Source organism: Thainema salinarum CENA647, from assembly GCF_057732415.1.
This window is the reverse complement of record NZ_JBYJZJ010000022.1, coordinates 1,360,652-1,384,586: the sequence shown is the minus strand read 5'-3', so window position 1 is coordinate 1,384,586 and position 23,935 is coordinate 1,360,652. Positions and strand designations below refer to the sequence as shown.

Here is a 23,935-nt window from a genome sequence, read left to right as displayed (position 1 = left end):
ATACCAATCCAACTGAGGAAGGCAGATTGAATAAGCTGAAATTCCTGGGGTAGGGGCACGGCAATGCCGTGCCCCTACGAGTTGGATAATCTACAGATTGTTGAATCCACCATCTTAAGAAGGACGTAGGTAATTGCTCAACCCAGTAGCCAATCGGACTGCTGAGAGGTAAGGGCACGAGAAATGGCATCAAAGGCAGACATGCCCTGACGTTGTGCAGTATTGATCAGAGATCGCACCTGAGCGAACAACTCGGCTCCCCAGTCGGATCGAAATCCGTTAGTCACCTTGCGAAAGACCACACTCCAGCGCAACGCTTGCTCACTCGCATTATTGGTCGGCGGGATGGTCTCATCGGTCAAAAACAGCAACAGATGAGAACGAATCTTTCGATAACGTTTGAGCAACCGCTGCCCCTCAAGCGATTGAGGGTTGAGATTCAAAATCTCCCGCAGTGAACCGCGAAATCGAGCGCCATACTGCTCGACGGTCGAGGCCGCCAGAGTGTGTCGTCGTCGTTGCAGAGCAATGGCTTTGAGCAACAGCCGTTTCATCCGAGGAGCAAATAGGTCATCGCCAGCATCGATGGCATACTGACAATCACGCAGTTGATGGGCCAAACACACTTGCCACTCGTTTGCCGGATGGGCTGTCTGAGCACTGAACAAATCCGAGACCCACACCTGAGGCCGATGACCGTCCATCACCTCGTCAATGACAGCTTTTCCTCGGCTCGGACGAATCACATGCAAACAGACCTGCTCGTTTTGAAACACCCACTCCCACTGGTTGACTCCATTTACCCGTGCCCCCGTCTCATCACTGCCGACTAGACGAGCACTGCGTAAGCGCTCCACAATCTGGGCCACCGGGGATTGAAGTTGAGCCTGCACTCGTTTCAGTAGATTGGCAATGGCTCCTTCCGACAAGCTCAGACCCCAGAGGTCGCTCATCAACTGGCTCAGCCGCTGATAGCTGATGGCATGACGGTAGCGCAGATAGGTGACTAGACTTGCCACACTCGTGCCAAAGGGAGAACCGGGTTCCAACCCAACTGGAACGGGAGCCTCATACGTCTTTTGACAACACGGACACACCCCGCCATAGCGTTCCACCCGCGTGATGTCAGGGGTGAGCTGAGGCAATTCAATCCGCTCGTAAATCCCGCTCAAGCGCTGCGCCGAACGGTCAACCTCAGCTCCACAGTGGGGACAGCTCTTGGCTTGTGCCACCACCACTTGATTGGGCTGTTGACTTAATTCTCGCCCACCGTCACGGTGGCTTCCCGTTTCTTCCGATGGACTAGCCATGGGTTCACAGCGGCTCTGATTGGGTTTGAAGCCCTTGGAGGGAGGCAAACTCGAATTGCGCGACGTTTTCTTTACCCGCTTTTGCTTCAGTTGTTCGACTTCTGCTCGCAACCGTTGCAGCTCCTGCCACAGCCCTTGAATCAGGGCATCTTTTTCGGCGGGGCTTAATCCATCGAGTGGGGGCAGTTCTGTCATGGCAAAAGCTTATCATCTTCTCTCAAAGCCGTGCTTGGGTCAACCGAGTTGAGCAATTACGGACGTAGGCTTCTACGTCCCGTGTAAATCCTAAACAAAAACAGCGAACCGCATCTAGCAGTCCGCTGTTACCGATTTACATCATACGGTTCAAAATCCAGTTGCCAACCACGTTTTACATTTTTGTAGATACTGTTTTGTCTAGCTGAAGTCAAGAACGTTGGCCCAGCAAAGCTGGGTCAAAGGATTGGCCCGACTTGAGAACAGCAAAACAGATGCGAAGCAGTTTGTGCATCACCGCGCCGACGACTTGCATCTTGGTTTTACCGCGAGCGAGAAGCTCAGAGCGCCAGTGTGCGATCGCTGTGGAGCGACGAATCGCAACTAAAGCGGGGAAATAGAGGTGATGGCGCAAGTGAGCATTGCCCAGTTTAGAGAGGCGCACCTTGCCACACACGGAGGTGCCAGACTGATGCTCTTGAGGAGTAAGGCCACTGAAAGCAGCGAGTTGCCGAGCAGAACGAAAGCGCTCAAGCGAACCAATTTCAGCTCGAATACAGGCTGCAGAGAGAGCCCCAATGCCTACAATGGTCTCTAAGCGTTTCACCTCAGCGGCCAGCGCTGGGTGGCGCTGAAGATGCTCCTGGATAGACTTTTTTAGGGCATCGACCTGTTGATGGAGAAAGCGCAGATGAGACTTAATCTCCTCGCGCAGCGCCTCATGCACCGTATCGAGCCGATTGCGTTCCTGAGTGATCATCTGCTGCAGGTCTTCTAAGCGACGACTCAGCGCTTGCAACTGCTCCAGTTCAGCGGGCGGTGGTGTCCACGGGGCCGGACGCTTTTGCCAGCCAAACTGAGCAATCAGAGCGGCATCAGCTCCATCGGTTTTGCTGCGTTGCAATTCACTCTGGGCAAACCCACTGACGCACAGGGGGTTGATGATGCTCACTTGATGGCCTTGCTCATACAGGTAGGTCGCCACTCCCTGTCCATAGGTGTTGGTCGCTTCCAGGCAACCATGCACCCGCTCAATTCCTTGTCGCTCCAACCACTCACTCAACTGCTGGTAGCCCGCTAGATTGTTGGTCACCACTTTGCGTTTAGGCCGATGCTGACCATCCACTTGCAGGGCCACATGCAATTTCGCTTTGCTCACGTCAATGCCGAGAATCGGCAAGCCAGTCTGATTCATCACTCGTTCCTCAACCGTTAACCCTCCATCCAACGATACTGTCCTTGTTCAATGCGGGGTGGCTGTTCTACTGACAGTCCCCTTGATACTGGGTTCAGATTCGTCGATAAGCAGGGAAGAGACAAGGAAAACTCCATCGCAGGCTACTATAATCTACCTCGCGAGCTATTCGCTCAGGGGCGGGTCCAGAGTCACTACTTCGTCTGGGGTTTCCTTGTCTTTTATCTTCCCTCATATACAAGGGGCGGGTTTCGTTGACTAATTTGATTAGAACCCACAATTGATCGGCTAAACCCGCCCCTACGGTAAACGTGCATCAACGACTTAAATTGTGCAGCTCAAATCGCCTGACTTCTGGGTAAACAGCAGATTTTCGCGATAATCTACCGGACAATCGATCACCACTGGCACATCCTGCTGAAGTGCTTCTTGCAGCGTCGGGATAAAGTCCTCCGTCTTCTCAATCCGGTAGCCCTTCAGTCCCATGCTTTCCGCGAAGCGCACAAAGTCTGGATTGGTGAAGTGAATAAACGCAGACTCGCCATACTGGTTAAGCTGCTTCCATTCAATCAGACCGTAGCCACCGTCATTGAAGATGATGGTAACAAAGGCTGTCCCCACTCGCAGCGCCGTTTCCAACTCCTGACAGTTCATCATAAAACCGCCATCGCCGGTCACCGCGACGACATTGCGGCTAGGGTGAACCAGTTTAGCTGCGATCGCACCTGGAATGGCAATACCCATTGCCGCAAATCCGTTGGAAATAATGCAGGTATTGGGCGATGCGCCGTGATAATTGCGGGCCATCCACATCTTGTGAGCGCCCACGTCGGAAATCACGATATCTTCTGCGCCCATCACCTGCCGCAGATCGTAGATCAGCTTCTGCGGCTTCACTGGAAAACCATTGTCGTTGGCATACTGCTCGTAGTCCGAGCGGATATCTTCTCGCAGTTCAAGGGAGCGGGGAGCAGGCCGTCCTTGTCGATTAGCCCGCTTCAGAATTTCCGTCAGTGAATCCGCAATATCGCCGACAACTTCAACACGAGGAATATAGCTGCTGTCAATTTCGGCAGGCGTCAGTCCGATGTGAATGATGGGAATCTGGCCATCTGGATTCCAGCGTTTGGGCGAATATTCCACCAGGTCATACCCCACCGCAATCACCAAATCGGCACTATCAAAGCCACAGCTAATGTAGTCGCGCTGCTGCAAGCCCATTGTCCACAGAGCGAGCGGATGGGTATAGGGAATGAGACCCTTGCCCATAAACGTGTTAGTGACAGGAATATTGAGCTGGGTAGCAAATTCCGTCAGAGCGTGGCTGGCATTGTCTCGAATTGCCCCATTGCCAACCAGAATCAGCGGATTTGTCGCTTGAGAAATGGCAACGGCTGCCTGCTGGACGCTTTGCAGCGAGGCATAGGTTTTTTCGCGACTGTCCCGCTTCAGGGGATGCCCTTCGGCAGGCATAGCGGCAATATTTTCCGGCAGGTCAATATGAACGGCTCCCGGCTTCTCGGTTTGAGCCAGTTTGAAGGCCTTGCGGACAATTTCCGGCGTATTGCTCGGTCGGACAATCTGCGCGTTCCACTTGGTCACAGGCGCAAACATCGACACCAAATCCAGATACTGGTGCGACTCAATATGCATCCGATCCGTCCCAACTTGTCCGGTAATCGCGACGAGGGGAGCGCGATCAAGGTTTGCATCGGCCACACCCGTCATCAAGTTCGTGGCCCCAGGGCCAAGCGTGGACAAACAAACCCCGGCCTTACCCGTCAGCCGACCATATACGTCAGCCATAAACGCCGCCCCCTGCTCATGGCGCGTCGTGATGAACTGAATCGATGATTTTTTTAATGCGGCGAGAATCGCTAAATTCTCCTCACCCGGTAGCCCAAAAATATACTCAACACCTTCATTTTCCAAACATTGAATTAGCAATTCAGCCGTATTCATTAGATTCCCTCTCTAGGTATGTCCTCACAGTTAGGTATCGGCAGTGGGTAGTAGCCAATTGTGTAGCGTGTGCGATCGCAATAGATGAGGCTTAATTTGCGATCAATCGTGGCGGATGCAGTGAATATACGATTGCCAGGTTTCCGACCCTGTGGCTTGTGCTACTAGATTGCCCATCTGGAGCGAACTAGCACCGTTATCTCAATAGACTGTAACGAGGATTACAAAACTAGCCCTCGCCTCACTTCACCCAAACCGTCTTGATATTGACGAACTCGTGAATCCCTTCGCTGCCCAGTTCGCGGCCATAGCCTGACCGCTTGATGCCGCCAAAGGGCATGCGCGGATCAGATTTAACCAAACCGTTGATAAACACCGCTCCGGCCTCCAGATCGCGAATCAGCCGCATTTGCTCGTCCTCGTTAGTTGTCCAGGCGCTGGCTCCTAGACCAAAGCAGGTCTTATTTGCGATCGCAATGGCCTCGTCAATGGATTTAACGGTGAACAGCAGCGCCACCGGGCCAAAGAACTCCTCGATGTCTGCCGGACTGCCGACGGGAATATCGGTCAGCATCGTGGCCGGATAGTAGTTACCTGGTCCGATCTAGCGGCTGGCCGCCAATCAGCACCCGTGCGCCCAGATCAACGCTAGCCCGTACTTGTTGATCCAAATCGTCCCGAATGCCAGGAGTCGCTAGTGGCCCTAGATCCGTGTCTTCCAGCATCGGGTCACCCATTTTTAGCGCGCTGAATTTCTCAAACATACGCTTTTCAAAGGCTTCGGCGATGCCCTCTGCTAGGATAAACCGCTTGGCGGCAATGCAGGACTGGCCGTTATTTAACATCCGAGCCGTGACCGCTGTATCCACAGCTGTATCCAAATCCGCGCTTTCTAGCACGATAAACGGATCGCTGCCGCCCAGTTCCAGCACCGTTTTTTTAATCTGCTGTCCCGCAGTAGCGGCCAGACTCGCACCAGCAGCTTCACTGCCTGTCAGCGTAGCGGCTTTCACTCGGTCATCTTCCACAATGGAGCTAACTTGACTCGCACCAACCAGCAGTGTTTGGAAAACGCCCTCTGGGAAGCCCGCCCGGCTGAAGATTTCCTCAATTGCCAGCGCACACTGCGGCACGTTCGACGCATGTTTTAGTAGCCCCACGTTACCCGCCATCAGAGCCGGAGCGGCAAACCGGAACACCTGCCAAAACGGGAAGTTCCAGGGCATTACCGCTAGTACAACACCGAGCGGCTGATAGGACACATAGCTGCGGCTAGCGTCGGTTTCCACGACCTTATCGCTGAGAAATTCTTCGGCATGTTCGGCGTAGAACCGACAGACCCAGGCCGACTTCTTCACTTCTGCGATCGCAGATTTAATTGGCTTACCCATTTCCAGGGTCATGATTTCGCCAAAGCGCTGCTGCTCATCTTCCAGAATTTGCGCCGCCTTTTGCAGCCATTGCGATCGCGTTTTGAAATCAATCAGCCGATAGGCTTCAAATGCAGCGTGCGCCTTAGCGATTCGCTGTTCAACCTCCTGAGCTGGCAGTGGTTCGAAGGTTTTAATCGTTTCTCCCGTGGCCGGATTAATGCTTGCAATTGCCATGACCTGATCTCCTAGTATCGCGCAACGATCTGAGTCAACATTTGAACCTAGCCATATTGGCTAAATTACAGAGTTCATGCTGTCAGACAACGAATCGTTTGTTCCGCACTTTAATCAGTTGAATAATCTAAAAACTGTTGATAAAGATCCGCGACTTAATTACTTAATTGTTCGTCTCTTTCTAGATGCTGGCAGACATTTACCAACTGTGGCTGAGACGCTCAACGAGTGCGAAAGCTGGATGCTGCCTAACTTCTATGTTCCAATATGGCCAGTGGAATTCACGGTAAACGTATAGATTGTTTTTATTCTTTAAGGTTTAGCGTTAAGGAATGTATCAAGTCTCTAATTTCGGTCAAGAAGAATTTAATTTATTGGATGATTTTGCTAGCTGGCTCAGAGAACATAATTTTGTCCTAACTCTGAAACAAAATCTCTTGTCATACGACTTTAATAAATAGGACTCGTTAGCAGTCCTCAAACAATCACTACCTGAATACCACTACTGTTGTGCCCAACCGGGTGTGCCAAATAAGTTCTGATAGTTCTGATAAATAAAGCCTGATTAAACAAAATTTAAAGAACTTAGCGGCAATTGCCCGCCAAGCGATTGAACCGTGGATGATTTGGGTATGGTGTGTTTAACGCAAAATTCATAGCGTGTGATTTAGAAAAAGGGGTTGGCATGGATTGGAGTCATCTAATAAGCCTGGTGCTTGGGCTTGGATGTGGAGCAGTCAGTACTGCTCTCCTGTTGCGATCGCGCCTCACGTCGCCGGTGATTCCCCTCGTCCCCTCTCGCTCTGGCTCAATTCAGCCTAAATTAGCCAAGGGAACCCCCAAGGAAACCTCCAAGGACTCAGCATTAACCCACTGCACCGAGCAAATCAAGCAGGCTGAACAACTGGAGCGCCAACTGGTTGAGCTACAGCAGACCTACTTTCGAACCCTCGAACTGAGTCAGTTTAAGGCTGGATTTCTGGCCCGCACCTCTCACGAACTGAGATCGCCCCTCAATGGCGTAATTGGCATGCATCAGCTCATTCTGGCCGATCTATGCGATAGTCCAGAGGAAGAGCGCGACTTTCTGCAGCAAGCCCATACCTCAGTGCTCAAGACGCTAGGGCTACTAGATGAGCTGATTGCCATTTCCAAGATCGAATACGGAACGGGCAGCTTGTGTCTAGAGCCAGTCCAGCTCGCAGAACTGTTCAAGGAAGTGCAAGCCTCTGTTCATTTACAGGCCGAAAATCGCAATCTGCGGCTGCAGGTCGTCGTACCAGAAGTCAATGTTGAAGTTCTAGCTGACTGGAAACAACTGAGACAAGTTCTGGTTAGCCTGCTGGATACGGCGATCTCCCACATGGACAGTGGGCAAATTTGCCTGCGTGTTCACCCGTCAGCACCCACTGAACCCGTGCGCATTTGGTTGGAAGATCAAAGACCCGTATCCGCTTGGCATGAAGCGTTTGATTTATTAAATGCCAGCGACCAATCGATCCAGTCCATTCAAGCGAATCAAAAAGTTGTTCCGGCCGTGATTGAACAAATCCTGGCTGAAACTGGCGATAGCCTGCATCCTTCAATGGGTCTGGGGTTGCTGATGAACTACATCTCGTTGCACTGTATGGGCGGCAAACTGGCTGTTCTGCAAACACCGATCACACATGTAAAGGACAATCTCGCGGTTCTGTCTGCTCCAGATCCGTTGGCTGGCGATGAATGGCCGAATCTGACTCGGCTGGAATGCTGCTTACCTCGACCGTAATCGATTCAATTCAGTCATCCGGCTAAGAAGCGCGGATTTAATAAGGTGAGGCTCAATAACCACTACAAACCCAATTTGGTAGCCTAAGATGTCTAAGGAACGCGATTGCCGATGATGCAGTAATGACTTATCCAACCAATGATGACTACTTAGGTGATGAGGCAGCTTTGCCCAACGCCCGCGATCGCAATTCGAATCAACCCTCTAGTTCGGCAAGTCAACCGCCCAGTAGTCGTTCGGTTTCGCCCATTGGCCCGCTGGCAATGGTGGAAACTGCTTTTTTAGCCAGTACAGCCAGCCTGATTTGGCTCGTTAACTATTACTTTCCCGCTGGCCCACTGCTCCGTATTTTCTTTCCCCTCCCGATCTCGATGGTCTATCTGCGCTGGGGCGGACGCTCGGCCTGGATGTCAGCCCTCGTATCTGGGCTGCTCCTCTCTGTGCTGATGGGGCCACCGCGCAGCTTATTATTTTTTATTCCCTATGGGTTACTGGGCGTCCAGCTCGGCGGCATGTGGCGACGACGGTCAGGTTGGCCAATTTCCATTGCTATCGGCTCAATCATCGGCAGCTTTGGCTTCTTTTTCCGGCTGTGGCTACTCTCGGTTTTGCTGGGAGAGGATCTGTGGGTTTACATTACTACCCAGGTCACACAGCTGATTGAATGGGTTTCGACACATTTGGTCAATTTTGGTCTACTCGGCGTGGGTGCCCTGGGCGAACCAAGTCTGATGCTGATCCAAATCGTCATGCTCATTCTGGTTCTCATCAGCAATATTGTGTATGTCTTTACGGTTCACCTAGCGGCGTGGCTATTATTGGAGCGATTAAAAATTTCAATGCCTGCTCCGCCACAGTGGGTTCAGGTCTTGCTGGATGAATAAGATTGAGCGTTTAAGCAAACCCCAAAAGCCATCCAAGACGGTATTTAGCAGACATCTTCTGGGCTTTTTACATCTGCGATCGCATGATCCCAGCTTGATCCCCACGCTTGACGCAACCTTTTGTTACTCGGCTAAAATAAAACCTTTGAGTACAAAAAGCACATTCTGACCCAGCAATAGTCACCGTCAGAGGGGTTCGGCCAAGCCGTAACCCTCTGCCACCAAGACTTCGACTGGATACCTTTTATACTGTCGTGTTCCCAGCGAAGGCGCTGTGTCTGCATGAATCAACTCAATAGCGCATTGACGCTGTTCATGAGCCTACTGGTGGAAGCCATGCCCTTCTTGTTATTGGGGGTTGCTTTCTCTAGCATTCTGAAGCTGTTCATCAACGAGCGTCGATTGGTGGAAGCCATGCCCAAAAACCCCTTGATGGGGGCACTAGCCGGAAGTCTAGTGGGCTTTCTCTTCCCCGTTTGCGAATGCGGAAACGTTCCGGTTGCGCGACGACTCCTAGTGCAGGGCGCACCGTCTTCCGTCGCCATTGGCTTTTTACTCGCCGCACCAACGGTAAATCCCATCGTCTTCTGGGCCACCTGGATTGCCTTTCGCGATCAGCCGGAAATGGTCTTTCTCCGCATCGGGCTGTCGCTGCTGATTGCGGTTTTAGTCGCCTGGATCTTCAGCTTTCAAGACGATCTGCGTCCATTCATGCAGCCAAATGTGGCCAAAATGATGCCGGAGCGTGAGCGAGCGACGGCAAAGCCACGTTCCAGCGCAGGACAATCCACTTCTCCTTTATTGCAATCCGGCACGTTTCTCATTGGTCAACCCGGAGAACCCATTCCTTTCAATCCTGCAACTGCCGAAACCCTCGCCGCCAATCCCGCCCTCAGCTTGCCGATGTTCCAACGGCTGTCACTCCTGGTAGACAACATGGTGCAGGAGCTGCGAGAACTGGGTGGGGCATTGGTAATTGGAGCTGCGATCGCATCTGTTGTCCAAGTTGCCATGCCCCGCGAGATTATTTTGGGCTTGGGGCAAAGTACGGTGCTGTCTATCCTGGCCATGATGATTCTGGCCTGGGTCGTTTCGATTTGCTCGACGGTAGACTCCTTCTTTGCTCTATCCTTCGCTTCAACCTTTACCAGCGCCTCACTACTGGCATTTTTAGTCTTTGGGCCAATGGTGGATGTCAAAAATATTGGTCTGTTGCTGACGGTATTCCGATGGCGCGCCATTTTCTATCTATTTGCCCTGGCCGGCTTACTCACCTTCCTATTTACCCTCTTGCTCAGTTCCTACATTAGCTAGGGTTGTGTGATGGATATCGGCAGGTTCACAACTCGCCTTCTATACCAATCACTGCGAACCATTCCGCTCCTAACCCATCAACCATTTACTTCCTGTTCATCGTTCATGGTTAATAGTGTTCAACTCCGAACTTGCCCAGATCGGCTCACTCTGACTTTTTAACGCCTAATCCGTTTTGGCTCCTACACACCTATGAAGACTGAACCCAATCAAACGGCTGCTGAACAGCGCTCTATCAAACGGAAACGGCCCGTTGGTCCAAGGCGGCTCCATTGGCGATCAATCGTCGATATTTTGGTCTTGCTGACCTGGGGCATCATGCTGCTGCGCTTTTGGTGGACGGGCAAGATCAACATTTTGCTGCATCCCGACTACATGTGGCTGTCGAATAGTGCGGGCGTGGTGCTGATTGCAATGGGGTTGCTCAAGCTGGTGCAGCTCCTCCGCAGCAAGTCACAACCGCCCTCCCTGCCCCACCTCAGTCTGTTTCCACCCGGAATCAGTAGCGCTATTCTCTTAGGCATCGCCGTATTCGGTTTGCTGTTTACGCCTCGGCCCTTTGCTAGCGAAACGGCGATGGCACGGGGTATTTCCGAAGGCATTCCAGCCACCCGCGCCCAGCCGCAGCAGTTTGGCAATTTCACCAAACCCGAAGAGCGGTCTCTAGTGGGCTGGATTCGGACGCTGACAGTGTATCCAGAGCCGGATGAGTATGCCGGACAGCCCGTGAATATTGACGGTTTTGTGATTCACAATCCCGATTTACCGGACAACTACCTTACCCTGGCTCGCTTTATCATCACCTGCTGCGCTGCCGATGTTTACCCGGTTGGCTTGCCGATCAAGCTGCCGGACAATCGCTCCGCCTATCCACCCGATCAGTGGTTCCAGGTGAAAGGCCAGATGATCTCAGAAACCTTGAACGGCGAGCGCACACTAGTCGTTCAGGCTGAATCCCTAACGGAAATTCCGGAGCCGGAGAATCCCTATGACTACTAATCGCCTCAAACAATCATGGGTGCAACCGCTGGATCGAATTGCGATCGCAATTATGGCTGTCCTCATCGTCGTAATCGGGATTGTGCTAATCAGTGGTGAGCATTCCACCCCCCGCATCCGGCAGTTTAGCTGGGACGGCCAGCGCATCGGCGCGGAGGATACGGCCTTTATCCTGACGTTCAACCGCCCCATGGATCGGCAAAGCGTCGAGTCTAACCTCCAAATTGAGCCGGAACTGCCGGGTAAATTTAGCTGGGCAGGTCGCCGCATGGCCTATACGCTGGAAAATCCTGCTCCCTACGGTGAAACTTTTCAGCTTACTCTCACCAACGCCACCGATCGCTACAGTGAGACCCAAGCCGATCGACCGGAAATTGAACCGTTTCAAACCACATTTCAAAGTCGCGATCGCGCATTTGCATTTATCGGCACCGAAGGCAGCGAAGCTGGACGACTGGTACTGTACAACCTGACCCAAAAGAGCAGCCAGCTTTTGACACCGGAAAACCTGTCGGTTTTAGATTTTGAAGCCTATCCGGCAGGCGATCGCATTTTATTCTCCGCTGTGGATAAATCCACTGGTGATAACAGCATTCTCAGCCAGGAACTCTATACCGTCACCACTGGCCTAAATGCTGAATCCTCACAATCTGGTTGGCAGTGGCTGCCCTGGCGCAAGTCCAACACAGCGACACAGCTCAAATCGGGCAGCATTGAAAAAATCCTCGACAACCAGCAGTATCAAAACTTAAAGTTTGACCTGTCCCCGAATGGTGAAACCATTGTGGTGCAGCGGGTCAATCAGAATGACCCAGCCGATTTTGGCCCCTGGATCATTCGTCAGGGTGAGCAGCCTCAGCCTATTGAAACCGATCCCGGTGGCGATTTCCTGATTACGCCGGATAGCACCGCACTAGTGTTAGCCCAGGGAGAAGGGCTGGCTATCCTGCCCCTCCAGCCGGAAACCGAACCGCTAGATTTCTTGCCTCAGTTCGGGATGGTGCTCAACTTTGCCCGCGACGGTTCGGCAGCAGCAATGGTGAAATTCAACACCGACTATACGCGATCGCTGTTTGTCGTGACCAACCAAGGCGAAGAAATCGAGCTGTTGCGTACAGAAGGCTCTGTTCTCGATGCTCAGTTTTCGCCAGATAATCAGACCCTTTACTGTGTTCTTACCACGCTGCTGCCGGGAGACGAGTATGTGGAGCAGCCATTTTTAACTGCAATTGATATGGAATCAACAGAACGAACAGATTTAGTATTGCTGCCAAAACAGCAGTCGGTGCAAATGAGCGTGGCCCCCGATGGCTTAGGACTTTTATTTGATCAGTCGGTCGCTTCTAATAATGCAACCAATGAGGCTTTACCGCAAACGGAAGATGGCCGCGTAATCACGGCCAGTCAGCTTTGGTTTCTCCCTCTGCTGCAAGACGAAAATGGTCAATTGATTAACGCCGATCCTGAAGCGCTATCACTGACTGGCGTCTATCCCCGATGGCTACCATAAAGCTCTCTCTCAATAGCAATTGTTGAGCGGTTTAAGGCATCCCTAAACCTTGATCTTGAATCGCTGGACTTTACAGGGTACGAACTTCTTCCTGGAGCTTGAGAAGTTGTGCTTCTGCTTCCAGCGGCTTATAAGTCAGTCTGGACACGACTACAAACGCAATTAACCCGACCAAAGGGCTAATTAACGTGGGAAATCCATCAAAGTCGGCGGTCAAGAACCCATTTGGGAGATAGAACAGCGTGTTCTCAATGCCAAACATGGTTGGCATTAGAGCAAAGAAAATCAGCCGGGTGATAGAACCCGCAATGATACAAGCCAATGCGCCCTGTCGAGTCGATTTCGTCCAGAATAAACCGCCCAGCAGTGGCACCACCAGTCCAGCAAATCCTAGATCAAATCCCAGCAGCAGCAGCACGCCCGTTTGAGGTACCCGCAGCCCCAGAAACACACCCAGTACAGTGATCACAATCGCCATGAGTCGAGTGATTAGCAGTAAGCGATCACCACCGTTAGCGTGGCCCACGCCTACTCCATGTCGAATCCCCAAAACATTGTGGGCCAAAACTGAAGATGTACCTAAAATGGCTCCATCTGCCGTAGAAAGCGAAGCCGACAAAATTGCGGCCAGCACTAGCAAACCTAGTACGGGCGGAACGACATTCAGCAGCAGTGTAAATAGCACTGGGCCATCACCCACCACCCCAACTTGTTCAAAAATACTGTTGGCTGACAGCGCAATGACGGAAAACGGTAGCCCCACAATCAACGTGCCAGCAGAAGCGACATAGCAGGCTTTCTGAGCTGTTTCTGGGCTATCGGCCGCAAAAATACGAGCCATGAAATCAATTGCCACCATGTTGCCTAATCCTAGTGCTAAGATGCTGGCCCAGTTAATTGCCGCTCCTGAACTGACGGATGTCAACTGCTCTAGGGCGAAAGTGACCAGTGCCAGGAGCAATGTTGAGCCCAAAGTTAACTAGAACATAAGTCAGCAGTCCTAACGCACCAACTAAAGCAATCAAGATTTGAATTGCGTCAGTGTATGCCACAGCAAACAGACCACCAGACACAGTATAAGCAAAAACAAGAGTTGCCAGTAAGAGAATGCCACCAACGTAGCTAGTGCCCAAAAAGGTTTGGAACATATAGCCCCCGGCAACCAGGTTGCCTGCCAGTAAAAATGAAAAGCTGACCGACATAATGCAAGCAGCAATCAACTCGACTCTGCGACCGTATTTGACTCGATAAAAATCAGGAATTGTAATCAGCCCCATGCGATTCATGGGTTTAGCTAAGAATGTGCCAGTCAAAAACAAACAGAGCGATAAACCAATTGGTAGAGCAGCTCCAGCCCAAAAGCCAAATTCTGAAGACAAATCGGTATTTCCCAAGGTAGCATTAGAGTCTACCGATTGCGCCATTAAAGTAGCCGCAGCTAATGGCAATGCGAGCCCTCGTCCAGCGACTAAAAAATTGACGCTATCTCCTTTTATTTGTTTAGAAGCCCAGACACCGATACCTAACGTTCCCAACAGAAAAGTAATAATTCCATAGGAAAAAGCTGAATGTTCCATTGGTCAATTTCCAAATTCAACATTGCAATTTCGCACCAGTCGTGAAGTGTCGGCAAGCAATAGGGCCAAAATCCAAAAAACGAAAAGTTCCTACCAGGGCTATTTCTCGGTTTTTAGTTTGAGTTTATTTATGCCAATTTACTTACAACAAAAGCCCAGGGAAAAGCTGATGACCTAACAAAGGCCAGCATGCTTCTCCCGGGCTTTTATCCCTCCGTGAACCAGCTTGGCACTGATATACCTAGGCTGGCTGCATCTCTTGGACCAAACACCTAATTAGCTTTTAGGCTGGAACCCTAGATGCAAAATCTTAGACTGGTTGTTTTGAAGTAACTAAATAGAACTGGCGAAAGCTGTAGAAAAATCGCTGTTTTTCTTTAATTACTTCCCATACATTTCTATCAGCAGGCAATGGATGAATAAGTATCTCTTGCTACGTATTAATTGTAGAAATGTCTGAAATATCAATATCTTCTGACTTTTCAATAAAGATCAGCACTGAAAAAATCAGTACCCATATTAATATGAAATCCGGCTAAAAATCTATAACTTATCAATGTGAAATGCTTGCCTGGTAAGCAGGGCTATTTCATTCTAAACAAGTAGCCTAATATGGGATCGAAGCTGACGCTCATCTACAGGTTCAGATGACTCAACTTGCGATTGTAGAAGCCTTTGTCGACTTACCCGATACCCGCCGTCGAGCCGGACAACGACATAGCCAAGCCTTATGTTTAGCCCTATTCACCTTGGCCGTTGCGGCAGGGAATCGGGGATTTCTGGCGATCGGGGATTGGCTCAAGGCGTATCACGATGAATTAGTGGCGTTGTTTTCGCCTCCTCAAGACCGTTTACCCTCCTACAGCACCATTCGACGAACGCTCTTGCGGGTGGATTATCACGAGTATGCCGCCTGTTTATCTCGGTTTTTCGGCGTTCATCCTCAGCCTGGAGAAACGATTGCGACTGATGGCAAAGTTGTGCGGGGGTCTTATGAAGCGCTCAGCGATGACCCACAGGTCGAGTCGCATCCAGCAATTCTGCTGGTCAGCGCTTACATTGTGGAACGAGGACTCATCCTGGAGCCCTATGAGGTGGAGTCCAAAACCAATGAAATCACAGCCTTGCCCATCTTCATTGAACAATTGGCGCTCAATGGAGTGGTGTTTGCCTTTGATGCGATCAGTACTCAAAAAAAACGGCTGAGGTGATTCTCAGCAGTGGCAACCATTATCTGGGGGCACTCAAAGGCAACCAATCTGGGCTGCTCCAGGCCGTAACGACTCATTTTCAGGCGCAGCAAACCGTCCAACAGCTCAACAAAGGGCATGGTCGCATTGAAAAACGAACGATCAGCATGAGTCACATCCTGGATAACATGCCCGAGTTTCCGGGATTGCAGACGCTGATTCGAGTTCAATCCGAGCGCCAGGTGCATCGAGCCGACATCGTTGAGGTGTCTCACGACACCCGTTACTACGTGGCTTCCTTTTGTGAGAGTGTCCAAGCCTTTGCTCAACGCATCCGAGGCTATTGGGGCGTAGAAAACAAGGTGCATTATGTCCGAGATGTGACTCAAGGGGAAGATGCCTCCCGCATTCGAACCCCTCCTCTGGTGCAAAATTGGGCACTGGCCCGTAATTTTGCGCTGAACTTATATCGCAATCATGGCTTTGAGAATATGGCTCAAGCTCAACGCCGGGCTGGATTTGGACTTAGCACTCTCAAGTCTCTATTTAGAATGCAATAGCCCTGGCCTGGTAAGTATAGCTGTAGCCACTTAGGTTAGGACATAAGCTAGGGTTAAGAGGTAGTATTTTGCGCTTGGAATTGGATGGCTCAACCCTACAGCGAAGATTTTCGGCAAAAAGTGATCGACGCGATTGAGTTAAACGGCCTCAAGAAAAGTGAGGTGAGTGAAGGATTTGGCATCAGCCGCAATACAATAAACCGCTGGTATCGGCAAAAGGCTGAACTAGGGCATCTCAAAGCCAACGTCAGGACAACTGCCAATCCAAGAGCCAAAATCAAAGACTGGGATGCCTTTCGCAGCTTTGTCAAGCAGCATCAAGACAAAACGCAAGCGGAGATGGCCGCCTTGTGGCCCGACCCCATCAGCCAACGAACGATGTCTCGGGCATTGCAAAAGATTGGCTTTACGCGAAAAAAAAGACCTATGGCTACGGCCAACGAGACGAGGGGAAACGGGCTGAGTTTCAAGCTCAACTCGGCGATCCAAAGGCGACTCATTTAGTCTATGTCGATGAATCGGGCATGGATGAGCGCGACGACTACGGCTATGGATATGCCCCTATCGGTGAACGAGTTTACGACCTCAAATCTGGCCAACGCCACGGGCGAGTCAATATGATCGCGGGCTATCGAGGCTCTGAGCTGATTGCTCCGTTTACCATTGAAGGAACTTGTAATCGAGTGGTCTTTGAGACCTGGCTTGAAACTTGCTTAATTCCGACCTTGCAGCCAGGGGACTGGGTGATTGTGGATAATGCCACCTTTCACAAAGGCGGACGGATCGCCGAACTGATTGAGGCCGCCAACTCTCACCTGGTTTATCTTCCCCCTTATTCTCCTGACCTCAATCGCATTGAGAAGTGTTGGGCTTGGTTAAAAAGCCGCATTCGAAAGCGTCTCCCCTCCTCAACCAGTTTACGCCAGGCAATGGAAGCGGTTCTCAAGCAAGCGGCGTCCTAATGAGAATGGCTACGGCTATATTTCACATTGACGTTAGCAAGTGGCACCTAACCCTACAGCTATACAGCAATCTTAAATTGATTATGAACAGGCCGATCCGGCGGATCGGCCTGTTCATAATCAATTTAGTTCACCAGCTATTTAATGGAGCTGTAGCTGTAGTCAGCTCTATTGGAACACGGACGTTTTTGTGGCGCGGCTGAGCCGCGCCACAAAAACGTCCTAACCAACATGCATATAGCTGCAACCTAGAGCTAATACACAGAAACTAAGCTTGCATTTGCAATTCTGGGGTTTTAACCTGCTGGACAAAGTTAGCCAAAATCTTCAGGCCAGCCGTAGAAGATTTTTCGGGGTGAAATTGAACCGCTGTGACATTATTCTGCGCGATCGCAGCTGTTACGGTTTGACTGCCATGTGTGATCACTGCCGCATTGACTGCCGCATGAGTGGGTTCAGCATAAAACGAATGGACAAAATACACCCACGGATTAGCTGGCAAGCCTTGCCAAATCGGTAAATCAGGCTGCGTTAGATTGAGTTGATTCCAGCCCATGTGAGGAATGGTAATTCCGGGTTCGGAACGGAAGCGGCGCACGTATCCTGGCACCACCCCCAAGCCTGCCTCTTTGCCCTCTTCACTACCTTCGAACAAAACTTGGAGACCAAGACATATGCCCAGAAACGGCTTGCCGCTGGCAATGATGTCGCGAATTGGGCTGATTAAATCCCGCGATCGCAAATGCTGCACCGCTGGATCAAATGCGCCAACTCCCGGCAGTACTACAGCATCCGCCTGGTGCAAATCGTCAACGGAGTCAGTAATTTTGGTGGTGGCCCCTGCATTCTCTAGCCCTTTACAGGCTGAGTGCAGGTTTCCCATGTCGTAGTCGATGACTGCAATAACCGTCATGGCATCCTCCGTTAACGTACCGGACAACTAACCACGATAGCGGATATTGGCGGCAAGCGGCTACCCAGGGTGATGGGCTTAGATGATGGTGAATTGGTGTTGGTGAAGATGGGGAATAGAGTATCAGGCCAACCAAGCAGACAAATCGCGGTTAATTAAATCCTGGAGCTGGAGGATATCGTCGCGATAATAGTCCTGCAAGAGCGCTCGATCTGCCGCTTTCAGCGGCATTTTGCTCTTGTCGGTCGAGTTCAAGGCCAAAATGAGATCGCGCAGTTGTTTGCGGGCAGCTTCTGGCATCATCAGCTTTAGCGCGGTAGCGGCAGTGGAGCGAATGGGATTCTGCGTTCGCATCAGGGAATTAACAGTTTTATTTTTGGGAACTTTAGCAACTTGCGATCGCTGCTGCGTGTCCGGTTCAAACTGGTCGTTCACGCCTAGAAATCGATACATCGTCTGCATGGTCTGCACAGCGTTACGGCTCAGATCATCGTACAGACAAATTTGAATCTGATTCGCTCCAAAAGCTTCTACAAACTGCTTGAGCGGCTGGTAATAACGACCTTTTAGTAGGGTGAATGATGAATCGGGGCGCTGTCGCACCTGTTCCGCTAGGCTCATTTCGGCATCACTATCAATGGCGTCACGAATGTGCATTAAATAGTCGGAATAAGCCCGGTCAACTGGATTCCGTAAAACGGTAATTAGCTTGGCCTGGGGGACATACTGCTGAATCAGCGGCACCGCTACATCATGGTGAAATAAGTAGTTGGGAGACACCTCACCAATGGCGAGTTCATCTGTCACTCCTGCAAAAAGCTGCTGGTACTGCTCAAGGGTATAAATGCCGTTGCGCTTCTTGGCCAATGTTTCCGGTGGTGCCGTCGCCCAATCTCGTTCAAAGAAATTGGTTTCTTTGACTGGGCTCATATAAATTTCGGGATGCTGTTTGAGATAGTTATAAATGGATGTTGTTCCAGCCTTTTGCACCCCAAAAACGATGAAATTGGGTAAGGAGGTTGAACTCATCAGCAAATTTCCTTTAGCCAGCGGACAAGACAGATTATGAACGACGAATGTCACCCTAGAATGCCCAAACTGATCTCACCTGTATCGGGGGAATGGGAAAGCGTCTCATAATTTTAGGTCTGGACAAGCTTAAAAGCCCAAAACCATCCGTTTTGAGAGCTAACGCCTGGTAGGATTTCAAGAATCGCACAGGCCGATATAAGCATTAGATATCAGAGTTCTGCCGAGAGATATACGTATAAGCTAGCACAGTGAAAACCAGTAAATGATTGCTACGGAATAGCCGTATTTACCTCAATCTCATCCAAGAAAAAATACCTCTATCGTAAATTTACGGTTGCGAATTGGGTTGTATTTATATTGCTTTCGCTTCTTTAAACGCAACATCAAATTCCTCTCCTTTGGCGCTAAAAACATTCCGTGTCTTTCCCGTCGTTGCTGCAATGAGGAGGCAGTTAGCCTGCATATAGTTCGACATGTCGTTACGGGGCTATCACACCTATGAAACCTCAATTTTTGAAATATGCGATCGCAGCCGGTACGGCTTCGGCAGCACTACTCTCCTTCGCTGGCAGCGCCAGTGCGTTTACCTTCACCACCCAGTACGAGGGCACTGCAGGTAAGAACGATGTCTTCCTCAAGTCTGTTACGTTGGAAGACGGTGAAATCGTTAGCGACTTCTCCTTTATTAAAGGCGCTAACATCGTCAGCAACGATCAGTACACTGGTGGCAACACAGGTGCTGCAAGTGCAGACAAAGGCGACAATGCGACGACTGGTATCAAAGTAGAAGATGCTTCCGCTGAGGACATTGCTTTCAACTTAGGTACCAACAACCTCAATAACATCATTGATACGGAAGATAGCGGTTCATTCCAGATTGACCTGCATTTTGACAAAGCAATGGACAATCTGCTGGTTTGGGAGCGCGGCATGAACAGCGACTTGGGAATTCAAGCGCTGGATGCTGATGGCAATCTGATTGGTAACTACCTGAAGATTAGCCGATCCGACTGGGTTTCCGCTGGCTACAGCATCGATACGCTCGAAATTGGTGGCGCTCAGAAAGTCGGTTCTTTCGGTGTCAACTTCATGGCTGATCTAGGCGTTAGCGGTCCGGTTTCCAGCGTTCGCTTCTTCAGCCAGAGCGGTTACAACGGTCCTGACTGGAAGTTCGTTGGTACCAGTGTTGAGCGCTTCGAAGAACCGTCTGACGTACCTGAGCCTACCATGCTACTTGGTTTGGGCTTGGTGGGTGGTGCAGCTTTCCTAAAGCGCAAGTTCGCTCATTAATAGACAAGACCAAGACTGGTAAAAATCTAGACGCAGCATTTTCTCATTCAACATAATGAGAAATGCTCACGCTATCAGGTCTGTATTTTGATTGGTGCATCGATAACGATGCGAAATGTGGGCTACGTTTGATACCTTCAAATGATGTTAAAAAGAGAGGCTGTTGGCCTCTCTTTTTGTTGCAAATGAACCGCGTCAAGAGTTGATATCCAAATTGAGCTAGTACCTTACCTTATCGGGATTGGCATTCCACTCTTCAAATGCGATCGTAGCTTCTTCGCGCATGAGGGGAATCATCGGAATTTTGCGCTGGTCAAGCGGTACAGACATTTCGTCATAAATTATCTGACTATCGCCACCGATTTTGGCCGCATCTTCTTTGGTGTTGGCATAGTAGATGCGATCCAAGCGTGACCAGTAGATGGCCCCTAAACACATAGGACAGGGTTCGCAACTGGTGTAGAGTTCGCAGCCCTGAAGTTGAAAGTTGCCTAAATGGGCACAGGCTTCTCGAATCGCCATCATTTCTGCGTGAGCTGTTGGGTCGTTGGAAGGCGCAACTTGATTGCTGCCTTGACCAATGATTTTGCCATCCTTGACGACCACCGCACCATAAGGGCCACCATTTTGATTTCGAACACTTTTCAGCGAAAGTGCGATCGCAGCTTGCATAAATTCAGGATTCGGTTCAGCCATATCACTCCATTCAACTTGCTCGTCTTGAATTTTCCATTCGGAAATAATTCTAGTCAAAAGCCAATTTTCCCCTCTTGCAGTATATTTTAAGGCCAGTACAGCGTTGGCTAGAATGCTCGCTTTTTGGCACTGAAGAGCTAAACGATTGACATTTTGCATTCTGCAACTCTAGACCTCTCACGATTTTGGCGCAAGATGCCAGCCCACCAAGAATGGGGCTTTCGTGCTGTTTGTGATTAATCAGATAAAGCGAGGATTTTAGTGTTTTGTCTAGTTTGATGTGAAAGCGGTGACAGCAGAAAATGCGATCGCAAATGGCAATCCTGAATTAATCAAAGCGGCACTTTCAACCGATGTTGTGATGCACAAGCTGGACAGTGCGATCTGACGACTGGCAGAACCTGTGGATGTTGGGTTTCGTACCTCAGCCTGACCTACGGCGACAGCGATCTCACTAGTCTTGAAGCAATCTCATCTGCGATCGCCTCCACATCATAAGCCTCATCGTTGGAGAGCACCACAATCGACAGGCCAGGCGTTTTGTAGTGGCGGTAATAGGTGCTGGTGCCCAGCCAGCTGCCACTGTGGTGAATATAGGTGTCTGCAATTTGCCAGACCATGCCGTAGCCTTCTCCGTCGTCGTCAATCAGGCTACCGTCGTCATAGTAGCCAGGGCTAAAGGCGGTGTTGAGGGTTTCGGCGGAGACGAGGGTATTCCGACGCAGTGCGTTATCGTAGCGGGCCAGATCGTTGAGGGTGCTAAACACGTTGCCGTCGCCTGCAATGACTGAGGGAAATGAGGCAGGTTCAATCTCGCCGTCATCCGTCACTGCGTATCCGGTGGCTTGATTGGGGATGGACTGGCCCAACTCTCGGTACACCAGCGTGTTGTTCATGCCTGTTGGGACAAAGATTTCCGTTGCCATGAAGTCGGCAAAGGGTTGTCCTGACACCCGCTGAACGACGAGTGCTAGCAGGGCATAGCCACTGTTGTTGTATTCAAAGGTGGTGCCGGGCTCAGCAATCGCGGCTTGATCGTTCAGCCAAACGAGATGGGCTTCTAAGTCCAGGTTGGCAAATTCGCGATCGCTGCCGTCCCAAGCGTCGCTGGTGTAGTCGGCTAAGCCTGAGGTGTGATACAGCAGATGGCGCAGGGTAACGGGATAGTTGGGATAGGCATCTTGAAAGTCGGGGAGGTGCTGAGAAACAGGATCGTCTAGATTCAGCGCCCCTTGCTCCATGAGCTTGAGGACGGCGATCGCGGTCATGTGTTTGGATACGGAGGCCAGGTCAAATACGGTATTTGGAGTGATGGGGGTTTGGCTGGCGATGTCGCTGAGACCATAGCCTTGGGCATAGATCGTTTCCCCTTCGGACAGGACTAAGATAGCGACTCCTGGCCCGTTTTCAACCAGGGTTGGTTCGATTAGATCTTCAATCTCGGTGGCAAGTTGAGCGGTGTTAGGGAGGTTGAGTGCCGTTTCAGTGACGGCTGTAGTGTCTTCGGGATGGGGGAGGAGTTCGGCTACGTCGTTGCAGGCAGTGAGCAAGAGCAGAAACAGTAGCGCAGGCCAGATGCCATGAGGATTGATGATGCCCATGAGGGGAAGCAGTTGGATGATGGGATTATTATGCGCTGAGATCGCACTACCCAACCAATTGATCCTAGTAGAACTGGTTTTGGGTGCCTTAACAACGGAATGGAGAAGTCTGTGGTTGAGAGATTGATGGAGATGGGTTTCAGCTTTTGATATTGTACTGGGGCTGCATTCGAAATTTAAGCGACAGTTTACACCCTCATGCAGTTGGTTAAGTTTGCTTCCTCATATTTTGCAAGGGTAGTTTATTGAGTGCGATCTCGCCCATTTTTCCGTATCGATTAATGCGAGTAGATCAAACATCAGATCCGATATCCTGTGAAAGGCGATCCCTCTCAATGATTTCGCTAACGGTGAAGTGCAGCGGCGGCAAAGAACCCGAAATTGAGTCGTAGCGGTGTTCTTCCGTCTGCTACATTGCAATGGTTATACGGATGCAAGAAGCGGCAGATTAGCACTTTTAAGTAATCTGACAACTTCTAGGGCTGCTGAGCTTTTAGATCCAGAAGGTAAAAACTCCAGCACGCTACAGCCAACTACATCAAAATTACTTCCTAAGCTAGCTAATAAGTCACTGAGTCTGTTTATATGTATTCCACCTGATGTTGGGCAAGCAACATGAGGAAATTCTTCAGGCTCGATTACGTCCAAATCAAGATGGATGTAAAGCTTATTAGAACCAGCTTTACTTAGCATTGCAAATAACCGATCAAAATCTCCATCGTTTATTGCTTTAGCAGAGAAGATGGATAATTCTTTTTGCTGAATAAACCTTCTTTCTGGTAAGTCAAATTCCCTTGCTCCAATAAGAAACACTTGCTCTGGACGTAATGTTGAGAAGGTACAGTTTACAATGTCTGCGTCGCCTTCACCAAGTAGGGCACGTAACGGCATTCCGTGGAAATGAGCACTAGGAGATGAACTAGGTGTATTTAAATCTCCATGAGCATCTAACCAGACAACAGTTAAAGCTTGGGCGTATATTTTGTTGAGAAATGAAACCGGAGCAAGTTCAACACCACAATCTCCTCCAATGGTCAAAATACGTTATGGGTTGTGATCTTGGATCACTCTACAAGCATCTACGAGTTGAGAAAAAACTTGGCTATATCCAATAATATTTTTATCGGCAACTAGTGAGTAAGTTAGAGAGGTCGGAATCTGCGTAAAAGAAATTTTATTGCACAGAGATTCACAAAGAAGCTTAGCACCTTCATAAAGTTCAAATCTTGCTGAACCCTGCCATTGTGGAAAAAAGAGATTCAGAGTTTCTTGTGAGGATTCTGACATTGATAGCTCACTTAACGCTGGTTACTGATAGACAACTTCTAGGTAACGTCCCCACCGATAAATCGAAGCCGTATAACTATTAT

19 protein-coding genes, 1 pseudogene and 1 riboswitch are annotated in these 23,935 nt (G+C 50.2%); of the genes and pseudogenes, 8 read left to right on the top strand and 12 right to left on the bottom strand.

Features of this window, described 5'->3' with window-relative positions; all coding sequences use genetic code 11:
* Window positions 1–137 precede the first annotated feature (137 nt).
* The 5 genes from tnpC to AC286M_RS12850 all read right to left on the bottom strand — a co-directional run bounded on the left by tnpC (window position 138) and on the right by AC286M_RS12850 (window position 6,269).
* The gene (gene tnpC, locus AC286M_RS12870; RefSeq protein WP_488202877.1) at window positions 138–1,505 is read right to left on the bottom strand and encodes an IS66 family transposase; all 1,368 of its coding nucleotides are present in this window, start codon (window positions 1,503–1,505) and stop codon (window positions 138–140) included.
* A gap of 211 nt (window positions 1,506–1,716) precedes the next feature.
* Entirely contained in the window at window positions 1,717–2,733 is a 1,017-nt protein-coding gene (locus AC286M_RS12865; protein ID WP_488203685.1) for an IS110 family RNA-guided transposase, read from the bottom strand.
* Between the two features lie 291 nt (window positions 2,734–3,024).
* Window positions 3,025–4,662, bottom strand: a complete 1,638-nt coding sequence (locus tag AC286M_RS12860) for an acetolactate synthase large subunit (RefSeq protein WP_488204779.1) — start codon at window positions 4,660–4,662, stop codon at window positions 3,025–3,027.
* A 241-nt stretch (window positions 4,663–4,903) separates the two neighbouring features.
* The gene (locus tag AC286M_RS12855) at window positions 4,904–5,236 is read right to left on the bottom strand and encodes an aldehyde dehydrogenase family protein (RefSeq protein WP_488204778.1); all 333 of its coding nucleotides are present in this window, start codon (window positions 5,234–5,236) and stop codon (window positions 4,904–4,906) included.
* A gap of 16 nt (window positions 5,237–5,252) precedes the next feature.
* Entirely contained in the window at window positions 5,253–6,269 is a 1,017-nt protein-coding gene (locus tag AC286M_RS12850; protein WP_488204777.1) for an aldehyde dehydrogenase family protein, read from the bottom strand.
* A gap of 685 nt (window positions 6,270–6,954) precedes the next feature.
* On the opposite strand from AC286M_RS12850, the gene AC286M_RS12845 reads away from it, so the two are divergent.
* The 5 genes from AC286M_RS12845 to AC286M_RS12825 all read left to right on the top strand — a co-directional run bounded on the left by AC286M_RS12845 (window position 6,955) and on the right by AC286M_RS12825 (window position 12,744).
* On the top strand, window positions 6,955–8,037 hold the full coding sequence (locus AC286M_RS12845) for a sensor histidine kinase (protein WP_488204776.1): 1,083 nt from the start codon (window positions 6,955–6,957) through the stop codon (window positions 8,035–8,037).
* 122 nt (window positions 8,038–8,159) lie between these two features.
* Window positions 8,160–8,921 (top strand): DUF2232 domain-containing protein, encoded by a 762-nt coding sequence (locus tag AC286M_RS12840; protein ID WP_488204775.1) that lies wholly within the window; start codon window positions 8,160–8,162, stop codon window positions 8,919–8,921.
* Window positions 8,922–9,203: 282 nt separating this feature from the next.
* Window positions 9,204–10,235, top strand: coding sequence for a permease (locus tag AC286M_RS12835; protein ID WP_488204774.1), 1,032 nt, complete (start codon window positions 9,204–9,206; stop codon window positions 10,233–10,235).
* Between the two features lie 192 nt (window positions 10,236–10,427).
* A complete protein-coding gene (locus AC286M_RS12830; protein ID WP_488204773.1) occupies window positions 10,428–11,234 on the top strand; it encodes a TIGR03943 family putative permease subunit in 807 nt (268 codons plus the stop codon).
* Window positions 11,224–12,744, top strand: coding sequence for a hypothetical protein (locus AC286M_RS12825; protein ID WP_488204772.1), 1,521 nt, complete (start codon window positions 11,224–11,226; stop codon window positions 12,742–12,744). The genes AC286M_RS12830 and AC286M_RS12825 overlap by 11 nt, the downstream gene beginning before the upstream one ends.
* A gap of 70 nt (window positions 12,745–12,814) precedes the next feature.
* Here the strand turns inward: AC286M_RS12825 and AC286M_RS12820 are convergent, their stop codons facing one another.
* The gene (locus AC286M_RS12820) at window positions 12,815–13,669 is read right to left on the bottom strand and encodes a sodium:solute symporter family transporter (RefSeq protein ID WP_488204771.1); all 855 of its coding nucleotides are present in this window, start codon (window positions 13,667–13,669) and stop codon (window positions 12,815–12,817) included.
* Entirely contained in the window at window positions 13,638–14,321 is a 684-nt protein-coding gene (locus AC286M_RS12815; protein ID WP_488204770.1) for a sodium:solute symporter family transporter, read from the bottom strand. The genes AC286M_RS12820 and AC286M_RS12815 overlap by 32 nt, the downstream gene beginning before the upstream one ends.
* A gap of 193 nt (window positions 14,322–14,514) precedes the next feature.
* A riboswitch (guanidine-I (ykkC/yxkD leader) is annotated at window positions 14,515–14,632 on the bottom strand.
* A 336-nt stretch (window positions 14,633–14,968) separates the two neighbouring features.
* Here AC286M_RS12815 and AC286M_RS12810 point away from each other — a divergent pair.
* Both AC286M_RS12810 and AC286M_RS12805 read left to right on the top strand, forming a co-directional pair.
* Window positions 14,969–16,071 (top strand): annotated as a pseudogene (locus AC286M_RS12810) (ISAs1 family transposase).
* Window positions 16,072–16,155: 84 nt separating this feature from the next.
* Window positions 16,156–17,033, top strand: a protein-coding gene (locus AC286M_RS12805) for an IS630 family transposase (RefSeq protein ID WP_488204631.1) whose coding sequence is annotated in 2 segments (ribosomal slippage) — window positions 16,156–16,485 and window positions 16,488–17,033 — 876 coding nt in all. Because the reading frame shifts where the segments join, the coding sequence is not laid out codon by codon here.
* A gap of 268 nt (window positions 17,034–17,301) precedes the next feature.
* Here AC286M_RS12805 and hisH read toward each other — a convergent pair.
* The gene (gene hisH / locus AC286M_RS12800) at window positions 17,302–17,946 is read right to left on the bottom strand and encodes an imidazole glycerol phosphate synthase subunit HisH (RefSeq protein ID WP_488204769.1); all 645 of its coding nucleotides are present in this window, start codon (window positions 17,944–17,946) and stop codon (window positions 17,302–17,304) included.
* 123 nt (window positions 17,947–18,069) lie between these two features.
* Window positions 18,070–18,975, bottom strand: a complete 906-nt coding sequence (locus AC286M_RS12795; RefSeq protein ID WP_488204768.1) for a sulfotransferase family protein — start codon at window positions 18,973–18,975, stop codon at window positions 18,070–18,072.
* A 501-nt stretch (window positions 18,976–19,476) separates the two neighbouring features.
* Here AC286M_RS12795 and AC286M_RS12790 point away from each other — a divergent pair.
* Window positions 19,477–20,268 carry an exosortase-dependent surface protein XDP2 gene (locus AC286M_RS12790; protein ID WP_488204767.1) on the top strand — a complete coding sequence of 264 codons (792 nt, stop codon included), beginning with the start codon at window positions 19,477–19,479 and terminating at the stop codon, window positions 20,266–20,268.
* Between the two features lie 219 nt (window positions 20,269–20,487).
* On the opposite strand, the gene AC286M_RS12785 is transcribed toward AC286M_RS12790, so the two are convergent.
* The 3 genes from AC286M_RS12785 to AC286M_RS12775 all read right to left on the bottom strand — a co-directional run bounded on the left by AC286M_RS12785 (window position 20,488) and on the right by AC286M_RS12775 (window position 23,603).
* Window positions 20,488–21,021 carry a nucleoside deaminase gene (locus AC286M_RS12785; protein WP_488204766.1) on the bottom strand — a complete coding sequence of 178 codons (534 nt, stop codon included), beginning with the start codon at window positions 21,019–21,021 and terminating at the stop codon, window positions 20,488–20,490.
* Between the two features lie 377 nt (window positions 21,022–21,398).
* Complete coding sequence (locus AC286M_RS12780; RefSeq protein WP_488204765.1) at window positions 21,399–22,619, bottom strand: serine hydrolase domain-containing protein; 1,221 nt, start codon at window positions 22,617–22,619, stop codon at window positions 21,399–21,401.
* A gap of 369 nt (window positions 22,620–22,988) precedes the next feature.
* The gene (locus tag AC286M_RS12775) at window positions 22,989–23,603 is read right to left on the bottom strand and encodes an arginase family protein (protein WP_488204764.1); all 615 of its coding nucleotides are present in this window, start codon (window positions 23,601–23,603) and stop codon (window positions 22,989–22,991) included.
* Between the last annotated feature and the right edge of the window lie 332 nt (window positions 23,604–23,935).